The following is a 15,427-nucleotide window of genomic DNA, read 5'->3' on the forward strand; positions in this document are numbered from 1 at the left end:
CGAAGTAGGGCGCGAATCATACCAGAGCGCTAGGGTGATGCAAGCGCAGGCGACAGGCGCACCGGCCCGCCGAAGATATGCTTACCATCGGCGCCAAACCGTACGATCGTTTACCATCTGCGCTCTTTGCCAAGGAACACCGCTTGCCTTCCTGCATCCTCCGCCTGGCGCTGCCCTCGCCCTTGCGCCGCCTGTTCGATTATCTGCCGCCGGCTGGCGTGTCGCGCGCCGCGCTGCAACCAGGCGTGCGCCTGCGCGTGCCCTTCGGTCGACGCGAGGTTGTCGGCATTCTGGTCGAGCTGAGCGACCAGAGCGAAGTACCGGTGGAAAAGCTCAAGCCGGCGCTGGAATTGCTGGACGCGAAACCACCGCTGCCCGCGCCGCTGTTCAAGCTCTGCCTGTGGACCGCGCAGTACTACCAGCACAGCCTGGGCGACACCCTCAGCTGGGCACTGCCGGTACTGCTGCGCCAGGGCGAACCCGCCGAGGCGCGCCAGGAGCGCTACTGGCGCCTGGCCGAAGGCGCCAGCCCCGAAGACCCGCGACTGGCTCGCGCACCCAAGCAGCGCGAAGCGCTGAAAGCCATCGCCCAGCATGCTCACGGCCTGCCGCATGCGCTGCTCAGCAAACTGCAGCTGAACAAGGACAGCCTCGACCTGCTGCTGGAAAAGGGCCTGGTACATATCGAATCACGCCGCAGCAAGCCGTCTCGCGGGCACAGTGGCAGCTGGCTGCTGCAGGCCGAACTCACCTTGAACGCACAGCAGCGCGCGGCCTTCGAAGCGGTGAGCGCCGGCCTTGGAGGATTTCAGGCGTTCCTGCTGGCCGGGGTGACCGGCAGTGGCAAGACCGAGGTCTATCTGCAACTGATTCATCGCGTACTGGAAGCCGGCAAGCAGGCCCTGGTGCTAATCCCCGAGATCAACCTGGGACCACAGACGCTCGCTCGCTTCGAGCAGCGCTTCAATGCACGGATCGCCCTGCTGCATTCCAACGTCAATGATCGTGACCGGCTCGATGCCTGGCTCGCCGCCCGCGACGGTGAAGCGGACATCATCATCGGCACCCGCTCGGCGCTGTTCACGCCGATGAAGAATCCGGGACTGATCATCATCGATGAAGAGCACGACGCCTCATATAAACAGCAAGAGGGCCTGCGTTATCACGCGCGCGATCTAGCCCTGGTGCGTGCACGGCAGGAAAACCTACCGATTGTGCTCGGCTCCGCCACACCTTCGCTGGAGAGTCTGCACAACGCCCACAGCGGGCGCTATGCGCTGCTCAAACTGACCCAACGCGCCGGCAACGCCCAGTCACCGCGCTTCCTGCGCCTGGACGTCAAGAGCCGCCCACTGGATGCCGGTATTTCCGGCCCGCTGCAACAGGCCATCGGCCAGACCCTTGCGGCTGGCCAGCAGGTGCTGATCTACCTCAACCGACGCGGCTTCGCCCCCACCCTGCTCTGCCATGACTGCGGCTGGCTCAGTCAGTGTCCACGCTGCGACGCACGGATGACCCTGCATCAACGCCACAATGAACTGCGCTGCCACCATTGCGGGCATGTCGAGCGGCCACCGCGCAATTGCCCGGACTGCGGCAAGGTGGACCTGCGCCCAGTTGGTGCCGGAACGGAACGTGCCGAAGAGCGCCTGGGCATCCTCTTTCCGGATTATCCGGTGCTGCGCATCGACCGCGACAGCACCGCACGCAAGGGTGCGATGGAGCAGATGATCGGCACCATCAATCGCGGCGAGCCCTGCCTGCTGGTCGGCACGCAGATGCTCGCCAAGGGCCATCATTTTCCGCGCGTCACGCTGGTGGCAATTCTCGATGCAGACGGAGGACTGTTTTCTGCCGACTTTCGCGCCAGCGAGCGCATGGCCCAGCTCATCGTCCAGGTCGCCGGGCGCGCCGGGCGGGCGGAAGAACCTGGCAAGGTCATCATCCAGACGCATCTGGCCGACCATCCGCTGCTGGTGCAGCTGACCGAGCAGGGCTATTTCGCCTTCGCCGAGCAGGCGCTATCCGAACGCCGCGCCGCCGGCCTGCCACCGTTCAGCCACCTGGCGCTGCTGCGCGCCGAAGCGCAGAAGCCGGGCCAGGCCGAAGCCTTCCTCGATGACGCCTGCAGCCTCGCCGAACAGCTGCTCGAGCAACTGCAACTCAACGGCGTCGAACTGCTCGGACCGGTTCCCGCACCAATGGAGCGACGCGCCGGACGCTATCGAGCTCAGTTGCTGCTTCAGGGCAACGCCAGGGCGACGCTGCACCGCCTGATGGACATCTGGACCCCCACGCTCGAACAGCTGCCCGGTAGCCGAGCGGTACGCTGGAGTCTGGATGTCGACCCGATCGACCTCTTCTGAGCGCCCGGATTAACGGCACTTTTCCCGGCCCGGGCGCTACGCACCTTGAAGCGATACCCATCGCACCCCGATAATGCCGGGTTTTCGCGCACTCTTGCGGACCGAGCCGACCATGAAAGACAGCATTCGCCACCTGATCCAGCAAGCCCTTGTTCGTCTGACCAGCGAAGGCGTGCTGCCCGATGGGCTGACACCTGCTATTCAGGTGGAGAACACCAAGGACAAGAGTCATGGTGATTTCGCCAGCAATATCGCCCTGATGCTGGCCAAGCCTGCCGGCCTGAAACCGCGCGATCTGGCCGAGAAGCTGATCGCCGCACTGCCGCAGGATGCCCAGGTCAGCAAGGTAGAAATCGCCGGACCGGGCTTTCTGAATTTCTTCCAGAACAGCGACGCCCTGGCCGGGCGCCTCGAAACGGCCCTGTCCGACGCACAGCTGGCAGTGCGTAAGGCAAGTGCTACCCAACGCGTGGTGGTTGACCTGTCATCGCCAAACCTGGCCAAGGAGATGCACGTCGGCCACCTGCGCTCGACCATCATTGGTGATGCAGTGGGCCGTGTTCTGGAGTTCCTCGGCGACGAGGTGATCCGGCAGAACCACGTCGGCGACTGGGGCACCCAGTTCGGCATGCTGCTCGCCTATCTCGAAGAAAAGCCGGCCGCCGCCGAGAGCGAACTGGCCGACCTCGAGCAGTTCTATCGCGCCGCCAAGCAGCGCTTCGACGAGTCCGCCGAATTTGCCGACCGCGCCCGTGAGCTGGTGGTCAAGCTGCAGGCTGGCGACGCACAGTGCCTGAGCCTCTGGACCCGCTTCAACGACATCTCGCTGTCGCACTGCCAGAAGCTCTACGACCGCCTCAACGTCAAACTGACCCCGGCCGATGTGAAGGGTGAAAGCGCCTATAACTCCGAGCTGCTAGGCATTGTCGATGCGCTGCGCGAGAAGGGCCTGCTTACCGAGGACAACGGCGCGCAGTGTGTCTTCCTCGACGAGTTCAAGAACGCCGAAGGCAACCCGCTGCCGGTAATCGTGCAGAAGGCCGGCGGCGGCTATCTCTATGCCACCACCGACCTGGCCGCCATGCGTTACCGCAGCCAGGTGCTGCATGCCGATCGTGCGCTGTATTTCGTCGACCAGCGTCAGGCGCTGCACTTCCAGATGGCCTTCGAAGTGGCCCGCCGCGCCGGCTTCGTTCATGAAAGCATGCAGCTGGAACACATGGGCTTCGGCACCATGAACGGCGCCGACGGACGTCCGTTCAAGACCCGCGACGGCGGCACGGTGAAGCTGATCGATCTGCTCGACGAGGCCGAGCAGCGCGCCTATGCCCTGGTCAAAGGCAAGAACCCCGAGCTCGACGAGGCCGAGCTGCGCCAGATCGCCCGGGCGGTGGGCATCAGCGCGGTCAAGTACGCCGACCTGTCCAAGCACCGTACCAGCGATTACCGCTTCAACTTCGAACTGATGCTGAGCTTCGAAGGCAACACTGCACCCTACCTGCTCTATGCCTACACCCGCGTGGCCAGTGTGTTCCGCAAGCTAGGCAAAGGCATCGACGAAAGCACCGGGCGCATCCGACTGGAAGCCGAGCAGGAACTCGCCCTGGCTGCCAAGCTCGCGCAGTTCGGTGAGGTGCTCAACAGCGTCGGCGAGAAAGGCGAACCGCACCTGTTGTGCGCCTACCTGTACGATCTGGCCGGGCTGTTCTCTAGCTTCTACGAACACTGCCCGATTCTCAGCGCCGAGCAGGAAGACCAGAAACAGAGCCGACTGCGCCTGGCCGCCCTGACCGGCAAGACCCTCAAGCAGGGCCTGGAACTTCTCGGCCTGGAAACTCTGGAGCGCATGTAAGTGGCTGCAAGGAAGAAAGCCGCGCCCAAGCGGGGCGCCAGCCGCTATCAAGCGCCAGCCAAGCAGGCCGTACCAGGCTGGATCTGGCTAGTCTGTGGCTTGGTGATCGGCGGCTTCATCGTGTTTCTGATGAGCCTCGAGCCGGGGGGCGAAGAGGTCAAACGCGTCAAGGAAGCCCCGAAGACCGCGATCAAGGAACAGCCCAAGCGCACCCCAAGCAGTGGGCAGCCAGCCAAGCCGAAATACGACTTCTATACGTTGCTGCCCGAGTCGGAGGTAATTCTGCCGCCCGAGGCCAAGCAGCCGGAACCACCAAGCACGCCGGTTACGCCGGAGGAAGCGGCGAAGATCGACGAAGCCCGCGCGCAGGCCGCCCTCAACGGCCAGGTGCCGCCACCACCGCCCACCGTGGCCAAGGCTCCGGTGACCCAGTTCTTCCTGCAGGCGGGTTCGTTCCGCCAGCAGGCGGAAGCCGATCGCGTGCGCGCGCAGATCATCCTGCTCGGCCAGGATGTGCGGGTGGAAAGCGTCAAGGTGCGTAACGAGCCCTGGTATCGCGTGCTGGTCGGGCCCTTCGGCAGCCGCGAGCAACTAAACGCCGCACAGAAGACACTCGCCGCCAGTGGCTACAAGAACCTGCTGCTGCAACAGCGGCAGACGCGCTGAACGAAAAACGCCGGGTTTCGACCCGGCGTTTTTCATTTATCCGACCACTGCAGCCTTAGTCCTCACGCGGCGCGTAGGCGAACACGTCCGCACGCATCTGATGCGGATCCATCCCCGCCTCCACCAGCGCATCGAGCGTGCCATAGACCATCGACGGCGAGCCGCTGGCATAGACATGCAGCGCTTTGAGATCGCTGAAGTCCTCTCGAATCGCTTCGTGCAGCATGCCGCAGCGCCCTTCCCAGCCACAGACGTCACTGACCACCCGATGCAGATGCAGATTGCCCATGCCCTGCCATTCATCCCAGTGCGGCAGCTGGTAGAAATCTTCCGGCCGCCGCACGCCCCAGTACAGATGCACCGGATGCACGAAGCCCGCGGCGCGGCAGTACTCGATCAGGCTGTGCATCTGCGCCATGCCGGTGCCGGCAGCGACCAGCACCAGCGGGCCATCCGGTAGCTCGGCCAGATGCGTATCGCCGAACGGTAACTGAACCCGGGCGAAGCCTTGTCGCTGCAGGAACGCCAGCAGCTCGATGGCGGACTCCTCGCGAGCCAGCACGTGCAGTTCGAGCTCCCGACCGCTCCCTGGCGCCGAGGCGAGAGAGAACGCCGACCACTCGCCATCCTCCCGCTGCAGCAGCAGATATTGGCCAGCGTGATAGCGCGGTTGCCGGCCAGCGGGCAGACGCAGACGCAGACGCACTACGTCGCCGCCGACCTCTTCGTAGCCGCTCAGCTGGCAGCTCAGCTCGCGCACCGGCAGTTCGCCGGGCGCCAGCACGCCATCCCAGAGCAGCACGCAGTCTTCCAGCGGCTCGGCCAGGCAGGCAAGCAGCTCGCCGTGATCGCGCACTTCGCCGGCCTGGCGCACACGTCCTTCGACCAGCAGCGAGGCACAGATATGGCAATTGCCGTTGCGACAGCTCTGCGGGCATTCGTAGCCCAGACGCCTGGCGGCATCGAGGAATCGTTCGCCGGGCCGCACGTCGAGCACGGCGCCGGATGGCTGCAAGGTAACTTTCATGTGCACGTCTTATCAGTGAACGGGATGACCCGCCAAGGCTTCGGGCGGGCTCGGGCCCGCCTCTTCGGTTATGTCAGTCGATACCCAGCTGCGACCAGAGTTCATCGACCCGCTGCTTCACCGCCGGATCCTGGACTATGGCGCGTCCCCATTCGCGGTTAGTCTCGCCCGGCCATTTGTGGGTGGCATCCAGGCCCATCTTCGAGCCCAGCCCGGAGATCGGTGAGGCGAAATCCAGGTAATCGATGGGCGTGTTGTCGATCATCACCGTGTCGCGCTTGGGGTCCATGCGCGTGGTGATGGCCCAGATCACATCGTTCCAGTCGCGAGCATTAATGTCGTCGTCGGTGACGATGACGAACTTGGTGTACATGAACTGACGCAGGAAGCTCCACACCCCCAGCATGACCCGCTTGGCGTGACCGGGATACTGCTTCTTCATGGTCACCACTGCCATGCGGTAGGAACAGCCTTCCGGCGGCAGGTAGAAGTCGACGATCTCCGGGAACTGCTTCTGCAGAATCGGCACGAACACTTCATTCAGCGCCACACCAAGAATCGCCGGCTCATCTGGCGGTCGGCCAGTGTAGGTGCTGTGGTAGATCGGATTCTTGCGCTGAGTGATGCGCTCGACGGTGAACACCGGGAAACGATCCACTTCGTTGTAGTAGCCGGTGTGATCGCCGTAGGGGCCTTCGTCGGCCATCTCGCCTGGGTAGATATGCCCTTCCAAGACGATCTCGGCATAGGCCGGCACCTGCAGGTCGGAACCGATCGCCTTGACCAGCTCGGTGCGCGAGCCGCGCAGCAAACCGGCGAAGGCGTATTCGGAGAGCGTATCGGGCACAGGCGTCACCGCACCGAGGATCGTCGCCGGATCGGCGCCCAGCGCCACTGCCACCGGGTACGGCCGCTCAGGATACTTCTCGCACCATTCGCGGAAATCCAGCGCACCGCCACGATGGCTGAGCCAGCGCATGATCACCTTGTTACGGCCGATCACCTGCTGGCGGTAGATACCGAGGTTCTGTCGCTCCTTGTTCGGCCCCTTGGTAATGGTCAGCCCCCAAGTGATCAGCGGTGCGGCGTCGCCCGGCCAGCAGTGCTGGACCGGGATCTTCCCCAAGTCGACGTCATCGCCCTCGATGATCACCTCGTGACAAGGTGCGTCCTTGAGCACCTTCGGCGCCATGCTGATGACCTTCTTGTAGATCGGCAGCTTGCTCCAGGCGTCCTTCAGGCCCTTGGGTGGCTCCGGCTCCTTGAGGAACGCCAGCAGCTTGCCGATTTCGCGCAGCTCGGAGACATCCTCGGCGCCCATGCCCAGGGCGACCCGTTGCGGCGTGCCGAACAGGTTGCCGAGCACCGGCATGTCGAAACCGGTCGGATTCTCGAACAGCAGCGCCGGGCCCTGCTTGCGCAGGGTGCGGTCGCAGATCTCGGTCATTTCCAGAACGGGAGAGACGGCAGTGGTGATGCGCTTGAGCTCGCCACGTTTTTCCAGGCCGCTGATAAAGTCGCGCAGATCGCGATACTGCATGCTTGAGCCTCGCATGGGCCGGCAGGGTCGGGGCGCAAAGTTTAGCCCCAGCGCCGGATTTTCCAAAACCTGCAGACAGACGAAGGCCGGGTTTCCCCGGCCTTGTGGGTAACGACGAGTCGCTTACTTGCGCTTCATGGACATGAAGAATTCGTCGTTGGTCTTGGTGTCCTTGAGCTTGTCGAGCAGGAATTCGATGGCGGCGCTTTCATCCATCGGGTGCAGCAGCTTGCGCAGAATCCAGATGCGCTGCAGCTCTTCTTCGCTGGTCAGCAACTCTTCGCGGCGGGTACCCGAGCGATTGATGTTGATGGCCGGGAACACGCGCTTCTCGGCGATGCGGCGATCGAGCTGAAGCTCCAGGTTGCCGGTGCCCTTGAATTCCTCGTAGATCACCTCGTCCATCTTCGAGCCGGTTTCGACCAGCGCGGTGGCGAGAATGGTCAGCGAACCGCCTTCCTCGATATTGCGCGCGGCACCGAAGAAACGCTTGGGCTTCTCCAGCGCATGGGCGTCGACACCACCGGTCAGGACCTTGCCGGAGCTCGGGATCACGGTGTTGTAAGCGCGCGCTAGGCGGGTGATGGAATCCAGCAGGATGACCACGTCCTTCTTGTGCTCGACCAGGCGCTTTGCCTTCTCGATCACCATCTCGGCGACCTGCACGTGGCGGGTCGGCGGCTCGTCGAAGGTGGAGGCGACCACTTCGCCGCGCACGGTGCGCTGCATTTCGGTCACTTCTTCCGGGCGCTCGTCGATCAGCAGCACGATCAGGTGGCACTCGGGGTTGTTACGGGTGATGTTGCTGGCAATGTTCTGCAGCATGATCGTCTTGCCCGCTTTCGGCGGAGCAACGATGAGGCCACGCTGGCCCTTGCCGATCGGTGCACAGAGGTCGATCACGCGGCCAGTGAGGTCTTCGGTGGAGCCGTTGCCGGCCTCCATCTTCAGACGCTCGTTGGCGAACAGCGGGGTCAGGTTTTCGAAGAGGATCTTGTTCTTCGCGTTCTCCGGCCGATCGTAGTTGATCGAGTCGACCTTGAGCAGGGCGAAGTAACGCTCGCCTTCCTTGGGCGGGCGAATCTTACCGATGATGGTGTCACCGGTACGCAGATTGAAGCGACGAATCTGGCTGGGCGAGACGTAGATGTCGTCCGGGCCGGCCAGATAGGAAGAATCCGCGGAGCGCAGGAAGCCGAAACCGTCCTGGAGAATCTCCAGCACGCCATCACCGGAAATTTCCTCGCCGCTTTTAGCGTGCTTCTTCAGCAGGGAGAAAATCACGTCCTGCTTGCGCGAACGGGCCATGTTGTCGATGCCCATCTGTTCGGCCATTTCCAGCAGTTCGGTGATGGGCTTTTGCTTGAGTTCAGTCAGATTCATAGAGAGAGTCAGGAAGGATGTAGAAAGCGATTAGCTTGAGAAGCCGCGCAGCAAGAGACGAACAGGTTCGTTGTGCTTTATGAGGCTGAAGTGCGTCGGCGACGGCGTGCAGAGGGCGACGGAAGAATGCGTCGCGAGGCCGAATTTAGCACCGTGCAGGCGAAGCGTCCACCCTGCCGATAAAAAAAGCCCCCGCGTCTGCGGGGGCTTTGGAAGAGAACGTTGGCGAACTCAGATGTTGCTGTCGAGGAAAGCTGCCAGCTGCGACTTGGACAGCGCGCCAACCTTGGTGGCTTCGACGTTGCCGTTCTTGAACAGCATCAGTGTCGGGATGCCACGCACGCCATACTTCGGCGGCGTTTCCTGGTTCTCGTCGATGTTGAGCTTGCAGACCTTCAGACGGCCTTCGTATTCCTTGGCGATCTCGTCGAGTACCGGCGCGATCATCTTGCAGGGGCCACACCATTCAGCCCAGTAGTCGACCAGTACGGGACCGTCGGCCTGGAGGACGTCCTGCTCGAAACTGCTGTCGCTGACATTGTTGATGTAGTCGCTCATGGATTTTCTCCAGGGTCGGAACGGAAAGGTCGCCATCATAGCCCTACTGTGAGCGGATCGAAAGCCGCAGACCCGCCAGCAGGCGACGAGCGCCCGCCCGCAGCAGGCCGCTGCGGCGATGACTGCGTTGGCGGATGGGGGCGATCGTGTCAGGATGTCGGGGTTTTGCATCGAGACCGCCCAATGCGCCAGAACACCGCCGATACCTTCCCCATGATCGCCGCCCTGGATCTGGGCTCGAACAGCTTTCATATGGTGCTCGCTCGCACCGCCAACGGCGAAATGCGCATCCTCGAACGGCTCGGCGAGAAGGTCCAGCTGGCTGCGGGCATTGACGAGAACCGCCTGCTCGACGAGGCTGCCATGCAGCGCGGACTGGACTGTCTGCGGCGCTTCGCGCAGATGGTCAACCACCTGCCCCAGGGCGCTGTGCGCATCGTCGGCACCAACGCCCTGCGCGAGGCGCGCAACCGCGCTACCTTCATCCGCCGCGCCGAAGAGATCATCGACCACCAGGTGGAAGTCATTTCCGGCCGCGAAGAAGCGCGACTGATCTACCTCGGCGTGTCGCACACCGTTCCGGCGAGCCAGGGCCGACGCCTGGTCGCCGATATCGGCGGCGGCAGCACCGAATTCATCATCGGTGAAGGCTTCGAGTCGCAGTTGCGTGAAAGCCTGCAGATGGGCTGCGTGAGTTATACCCAGCGCTTCTTCCGCGACGGCAAGATCACCCCGGCGCGCTACGCCCAGGCTTACACCGCTGCGCGTGTCGAGCTGATGGGCATCGAGCACGGCCTGCGCCGACTCGGCTGGCAGGAATCTATTGGTGCATCCGGCACCATCCGCGCCGTGGGGCTGGCCATCAAGAGCGGCGGCTTCGGCAACGGCGAAGTCAATCTCGAAGGGCTCGGCTGGCTCAAGCGCAAGCTGTTCAAGCTCGGCGACGTGGAAAAGATCGATATCGATGGCATCAAGCCGGATCGCCGCGGAGTATTCCCGGCGGGCCTGGCGATTCTCGAGGCGATCTTCGATGCGCTCGAGATCAGCAGCATGACTCACTCCGAAGGCGCGTTGCGCGAAGGGGTGCTTTACGACCTGCTCGGCCGTCATCACGACGAGGACATCCGCGACCGCTCGCTGAGCTTCCTGATGGAGCGCTACCACGTCGACATGGAGCAGGCCGCACGGGTCGAAGCCAAGGCGCTGGAGGCCTTCGACCAGGTCGCCGAGGCGTGGAACCTCGACCAGGACTGGCACCGCGAGCTGCTCGCCTGGGCCGCGCGCGTGCATGAAGTGGGGCTCGACATCGCGCATTACCATTACCACAAGCACGGCGCCTATCTGATCGAGCACTCCGACCTGCCGGGCTTTTCCCGTCAGGATCAGTTGATGCTGGCGCTGCTGGTGCGCGGCCACCGGCGCAATATTCCGCAGGATAAGTTCGGTGAAACCGGGGCCGACGCCGATGCCCTGGTGCGCCTGTGCATCCTGCTGCGCTTTGCGATTCTGTTTCACCACATCCGCGGCGCCAATGCCGTCTCCGAAGTACAACTGAAGGCCGACGAGCGCAGCCTTGAGCTGATCTTCCCGGCCGGCTGGCTCGGCGCCAACCCGCTGACCCGCGCCGACTTCGAGGCCGAAGCCGCCTGGCTCGCGCGCGTGGGATATGAACTGCGGATGAAATGAAACAAGGGCCCGCTGGGGCCCTTGTCGATTCAGGAATCCGGTTTTTGTCTCACCAGCCGGGCCGGCGCCACATGCCTGAAAACGAACCGTGCACGATGGCCAGTCTCAGCGCGCCGCGACCTGCGGGCCGGTGAGGCGCTCGAGCAAGGTGCTCTGCACATTGCGCGGGTTCTGATTGCCGGTGGGGCTGTTGCGCAGGTAGCTGCCGTCCGGCTGCAGGATCCAGCTCTGGGTGTTGTCGCTGAGGAAGCCTTCCAGCTCCTTCTTCACCCGCATCAACAGCTTCTTGCCCTCCACCGGAAAACAGGTCTCCACCCGACGATCGAGGTTGCGCTCCATCCAGTCGGCACTGGAGAGGTAGAGCTTCTCGTCGCCATCGTTCTGGAAGTAGAACACCCGGCTGTGCTCGAGGAAGCGGCCGATGATCGAGCGCACATGGATATTGTGCGAGACCCCGGCGATGCCCGGGCGCAGGCAGCACATGCCACGCACGATGAGATCGACGCGCACGCCCGTCTGGCTGGCCTTGTACAGCGCCTTGATCATCTTCGGGTCGGTCAGCGCGTTGATCTTCAGGATGATATGCGCCGGCCGCCCCTCGGCAGCGTGCTGCGTCTCTTGCGCGATCAGGTCGAGCAGCGTCTTCTTCAGCGTGAACGGCGCATGCAGCAGCTTCTTCATGCGCATGGTCTTGCCCATGCCGATCAGCTGACTGAACAGTTTGGAAACGTCCTCGCACAGCGCGTCATCCGAAGTCAGCAGGCTGTAGTCGGTGTACAGCCTGGCGTTGGCTGCGTGGTAATTGCCGGTGCCCAGATGCGCGTAGCGGCACAGCTCGCCGTTTTCGCGGCGCAGGATCAGCATCATCTTGGCGTGGGTCTTGTAGCCGACCACGCCGTAGATCACCACCGCACCGGCCTGTTGCAGGCGGCTGGCGAGCTGCAGGTTGGACTCCTCGTCGAAACGCGCTCGCAGCTCGATCACCGCAGTGACTTCCTTGCCGCTACGGGCCGCATCGACCAGCGCATCGACGATTTCCGAATTGGCGCCGGAGCGGTACAGCGTCTGCTTGATCGCCAGCACGCACGGGTCCTTCGCCGCCTCGCGCAGCAGGTCGACCACCGGCGTGAAGGACTCGAAGGGGTGCAGCAGCAGGATGTCCTGCTTGTTGATCACACTGAAGATCTTGTCGCTGTTCTGTAGCAGCTTCGGAATCGACGGGGTGAACGGGCTGTATTGCAGCTCCGGGTGGCTGTCCAGGCCGGTGATGCTGAACAGCCGGGTCAGGTTGACCGGGCCGTTGACCCGGTACATCTCGCTCTCGCCGAGGCTGAACTGCTTGAGCAGGAAGTCGGCCAGATGCTGCGGGCAGGTGTCGGCCACCTCGAGACGCACAGCATCACCGTAACGCCGGGAGATCAGCTCGCCGCGTAACGCGCGGGCCAGGTCCTCGACGTCCTCAGTGTCCACCGAGAGGTCGGCGTTACGGGTGAGGCGGAACTGGTAGCAGCCCTTGACGCGCATGCCGTGGAACAGGTCGTCGGCGTGGGCGTGGATCATCGATGAGAGGAAGACGAAGTTGTCGCCCGGACCACCGACCGACTCCGGCACACGAATCACCCGCGGCAGCAGCCGTGGCGCCGGGATGATGGCCAGACCGGAGTCGCGACCGAAGGCATCGACACCTTCCAGTTCGACGATGAAGTTCAGGCTCTTGTTCACCAGCAGCGGGAACGGATGGGTCGGGTCCAGGCCGATCGGCGTGACGATCGGCGCGATCTCGTCGCGGAAATAGCGGCGCACCCAGGTCTTGAGCTTGGCCGTCCAGTGCCGGCGCCGGATGAAGCGGATCTGATGCTCGGCCAGTGCCGGCAGCAACACGTCATTGAGGATCGCGTACTGGCGGTCGACCTGTTCATGCACCAGCTCGGAAATGCGTGCCAGCGCCTGGTGCGGCTGCAGGCCGTCGGCGCCGGCCTGCTCGCGGGCGAAGGTGACGCGCTTCTTCAGCCCGGCGACGCGAATCTCGAAGAACTCATCGAGGTTGCTGGAAAAGATCAGCAGGAACTTCAGCCGCTCGAGCAGCGGATAGGACTCGTCCAGCGCCTGTTCCAGCACGCGGATGTTGAACTGCAGCTGGGAAAGCTCGCGATGGATGTACAGCACGCTGTCATCCAGATTGGTCACCGGTGCGACCGGCGCTTCCTCGATGACTTCCGGCGGCGCGGAAGGCACCGCCACCGCTTCAGGCACGACCGGCTCCAGCACCTCGCTGACGACGGCGTCCTGCAGATCCTTTTCGCTGAGTCCCTGGTTGATCATCGCTTTGCCTCGAAAGGGCTCACTGGCCCCGTTTTAATTGTTGTGCCGCCTGTTTGGCGAAGTAAGTGAGGATGCCATCGGCCCCGGCCCGCTTGAAGCCGACCAAAGACTCAAGGATGACGGCCTCGCTCAGCCAGCCGTTCTGGATGGCGGCCATGTGCATCGCATACTCACCACTGACCTGATAGACGAAGGTCGGCGCCTTGAAGGCATCCTTCACGCGCCAGACGATATCCAGATAAGGCAGGCCGGGCTTGACCATCACCATGTCCGCGCCCTCGGCCAGGTCGGCGGCGACTTCATGCAGGGCCTCGTCGCCGTTGGCCGGGTCCATCTGGTAGGTGTTCTTGTTGCTCTTGCCGAGGTTGGCCGCCGAACCGACCGCATCGCGGAACGGGCCGTAGTAGGCACTGGCGTACTTGGCCGAGTAGGCCATGATGCGCACGTTGTGATGCTCGGCCACTTCCAGCGCCTCGCGGATCGCCTGGATGCGACCGTCCATCATGTCTGACGGTGCGACCACCTGGGCACCGGCTTCGGCGTGGGACAGCGCCTGGCGGACCAGCGCGTCGACCGTGACATCGTTCTGCACGTAGCCGTTGTCGTCGAGGATGCCGTCCTGGCCATGGGTGGTGAAGGGATCGAGCGCGACGTCGGTGATGATCCCCAGCTCCGGGAAGCGCGCACGCAGCGCGCGAGTGGCACGCTGGGCGATGCCGTCGGGGTTCCAGGCTTCGGCGGCATCCAGGGATTTCTTCTCCAGCGGCGTCACCGGGAACAGCGCCAGCGCCGGAATGCCCAGCGCCACCAGCTCCTCGGCTTCCTCGAGCAGCAGGTCGATGGACAGGCGCTCCACTCCCGGCATCGACGGCACCGCCTCACGGCGATTTTCGCCATCGAGCACGAACACCGGCAGGATCAGGTCATCGACCGTCAGCACGTTCTCGCGCACCAAGCGGCGGGAAAAATCATCGCGACGGTTGCGACGCAGGCGAGTAGCAGGGAACAACCGGCTGGCAGGAACGAAACTCACGACGGACTCCTGGCCCGCAAAACGGGCGAATATGACGTTTATAGGCCTGGCGCATGACGAAATGATGACAACGGCACGCCGCCGGGCCTGCGAAATCACCCCATTGTCGCCAGCCATGCCGGTGACTGCCAGTCCTTTGATCAAGCGCAAACCGGCGTGCCAGACCCGCGGCAATGAACACCGACAGCTCCGACGCATCCAACAAACATGCGGGGCTTACCTGAAGCCGTCTCAGGCATTAGCATCGAACGCATCCGCAGCGCCCACCGCAGGGCCGTTGAACTTGACCAGGAGTATCGCTATGAACAAGAAAGTCGCCGTGATCCTATCCGGCTGTGGCGTCTACGACGGCTCGGAGATCTATGAGAGCGTCATCACGCTGTTGCGCCTGGACCAGCGTGGCGTCAAGGTGCAGTGCTTCGCACCGAACATCCCGCAGATGCACGTGATCAATCACCTGAGCGGCGACGAGATGCCGGAATCGCGCAACGTGTTGACCGAATCGGCCCGCCTGGCCCGTGGCGAAATCAAGGACCTGCGCGAAGCCCGCGCCGAGGATTTCGATGCATTGATCATCCCCGGCGGCTTTGGCGCCGCGAAGAACCTGTCGACCTTTGCCACCGAAGGCGCCGCCAGCAAGGCGCTGCCTGAAGTGATCGCACTGGCCCAGGCCTTCGCCGAAGCGCGCAAGCCAATCGGCATGATGTGCATCGCACCGACCATGGCCGCGCAGATTTTCGGGGCCGGCGTGGTCTGCACCTTGGGCAGCGACGACGCCGATGCGGCCAAGGCGGTCGGCCAGATGGGCGCCGAGCATCAGGCATGCGAAGTCAGCGATATCGTCGTGGATGACAAGCACCGACTGGTCACCACCCCGGCATACATGCTGGCGCAGTCCATCAGCGAGGCCGCATCGGGCATCTACAAGCTGGTCGATCGCGTTCTGGAAATGACCACCGAGAGCTGATCTGCTCCGCAGTGCTGATAAAAATCC

Annotated in this window: 11 protein-coding genes; 5 read left to right on the plus strand and 6 right to left on the minus strand. The window is 63.4% G+C overall.

The genetic code is table 11. The features are described 5' to 3' along the window. The first annotated feature begins 143 nt into the window (after positions 1–143). From PSEST_RS18105 to PSEST_RS18115, 3 genes are all read left to right on the plus strand, one after another. Positions 144–2,366 carry a primosomal protein N' gene (locus tag PSEST_RS18105; RefSeq protein WP_015278388.1) on the plus strand — a complete coding sequence of 741 codons (2,223 nt, stop codon included), beginning with the start codon at positions 144–146 and terminating at the stop codon, positions 2,364–2,366. A gap of 112 nt (positions 2,367–2,478) precedes the next feature. Then, positions 2,479–4,218 carry an arginine--tRNA ligase gene (argS, locus tag PSEST_RS18110; RefSeq protein ID WP_015278389.1) on the plus strand — a complete coding sequence of 580 codons (1,740 nt, stop codon included), beginning with the start codon at positions 2,479–2,481 and terminating at the stop codon, positions 4,216–4,218. Then, a complete protein-coding gene (locus tag PSEST_RS18115; RefSeq protein WP_015278390.1) occupies positions 4,219–4,884 on the plus strand; it encodes an SPOR domain-containing protein in 666 nt (221 codons plus the stop codon). 55 nt (positions 4,885–4,939) lie between these two features. Here PSEST_RS18115 and PSEST_RS18120 read toward each other — a convergent pair whose 3' ends face one another. From PSEST_RS18120 to trxA, 4 genes are all read right to left on the minus strand, one after another. After that, positions 4,940–5,911, minus strand: coding sequence for a CDP-6-deoxy-delta-3,4-glucoseen reductase (locus PSEST_RS18120; protein ID WP_015278391.1), 972 nt, complete (start codon positions 5,909–5,911; stop codon positions 4,940–4,942). 73 nt (positions 5,912–5,984) lie between these two features. Further along, complete coding sequence (ubiD, locus tag PSEST_RS18125; protein WP_015278392.1) at positions 5,985–7,451, minus strand: 4-hydroxy-3-polyprenylbenzoate decarboxylase; 1,467 nt, start codon at positions 7,449–7,451, stop codon at positions 5,985–5,987. Positions 7,452–7,574: 123 nt separating this feature from the next. Beyond that, on the minus strand, positions 7,575–8,834 hold the full coding sequence (gene rho / locus PSEST_RS18130) for a transcription termination factor Rho (RefSeq protein WP_014821732.1): 1,260 nt from the start codon (positions 8,832–8,834) through the stop codon (positions 7,575–7,577). 231 nt (positions 8,835–9,065) lie between these two features. Then, on the minus strand, positions 9,066–9,392 hold the full coding sequence (trxA, locus tag PSEST_RS18135) for a thioredoxin TrxA (RefSeq protein WP_015278393.1): 327 nt from the start codon (positions 9,390–9,392) through the stop codon (positions 9,066–9,068). Between the two features lie 183 nt (positions 9,393–9,575). Here trxA and ppx point away from each other — a divergent pair, with 183 nt between their 5' ends. Continuing rightward, entirely contained in the window at positions 9,576–11,078 is a 1,503-nt protein-coding gene (gene ppx / locus PSEST_RS18140) for an exopolyphosphatase (RefSeq protein ID WP_015278394.1), read from the plus strand. Between the two features lie 105 nt (positions 11,079–11,183). Here the strand turns inward: ppx and ppk1 are convergent, their stop codons facing one another. Together ppk1 and hemB are read right to left on the minus strand one after the other, a co-directional pair. Next, positions 11,184–13,400 (minus strand): polyphosphate kinase 1, encoded by a 2,217-nt coding sequence (gene ppk1 / locus PSEST_RS18145; RefSeq protein WP_015278395.1) that lies wholly within the window; start codon positions 13,398–13,400, stop codon positions 11,184–11,186. A 19-nt stretch (positions 13,401–13,419) separates the two neighbouring features. Beyond that, the gene (gene hemB / locus PSEST_RS18150; protein ID WP_015278396.1) at positions 13,420–14,433 is read right to left on the minus strand and encodes a porphobilinogen synthase; all 1,014 of its coding nucleotides are present in this window, start codon (positions 14,431–14,433) and stop codon (positions 13,420–13,422) included. 301 nt (positions 14,434–14,734) lie between these two features. Between hemB and elbB the strand changes: the two genes are divergently transcribed. Beyond that, positions 14,735–15,400: an isoprenoid biosynthesis glyoxalase ElbB gene (gene elbB / locus PSEST_RS18155; protein WP_015278397.1), complete on the plus strand. Its 666-nt coding sequence runs from the start codon at positions 14,735–14,737 to the stop codon at positions 15,398–15,400. Positions 15,401–15,427: the final 27 nt, after the last annotated feature.

The sequence above is a fragment of the Stutzerimonas stutzeri RCH2 genome (assembly GCF_000327065.1).
Classification (GTDB): Bacteria; Pseudomonadota; Gammaproteobacteria; order Pseudomonadales; family Pseudomonadaceae; genus Stutzerimonas; species Stutzerimonas stutzeri_AE.

Excerpts from the sequence above, each read along its gene's own strand:
- argS (WP_015278389.1), top strand. The coding sequence starts at position 2,479 with ATGAAAGACAGCATTCGCCACCTGATCCAGCAAGCCCTTGTTCGTCTG.
- PSEST_RS18120 (WP_015278391.1), bottom strand. The coding sequence starts at position 5,911 with ATGAAAGTTACCTTGCAGCCATCCGGCGCCGTGCTCGACGTGCGGCCC.
- ubiD (WP_015278392.1), bottom strand. The coding sequence starts at position 7,451 with ATGCAGTATCGCGATCTGCGCGACTTTATCAGCGGCCTGGAAAAACGT.
- rho (WP_014821732.1), bottom strand. The coding sequence starts at position 8,834 with ATGAATCTGACTGAACTCAAGCAAAAGCCCATCACCGAACTGCTGGAA.
- trxA (WP_015278393.1), bottom strand. The coding sequence starts at position 9,392 with ATGAGCGACTACATCAACAATGTCAGCGACAGCAGTTTCGAGCAGGAC.
- ppx (WP_015278394.1), top strand. The coding sequence starts at position 9,576 with ATGCGCCAGAACACCGCCGATACCTTCCCCATGATCGCCGCCCTGGAT.
- ppk1 (WP_015278395.1), bottom strand. The coding sequence starts at position 13,400 with ATGATCAACCAGGGACTCAGCGAAAAGGATCTGCAGGACGCCGTCGTC.
- elbB (WP_015278397.1), top strand. The coding sequence starts at position 14,735 with ATGAACAAGAAAGTCGCCGTGATCCTATCCGGCTGTGGCGTCTACGAC.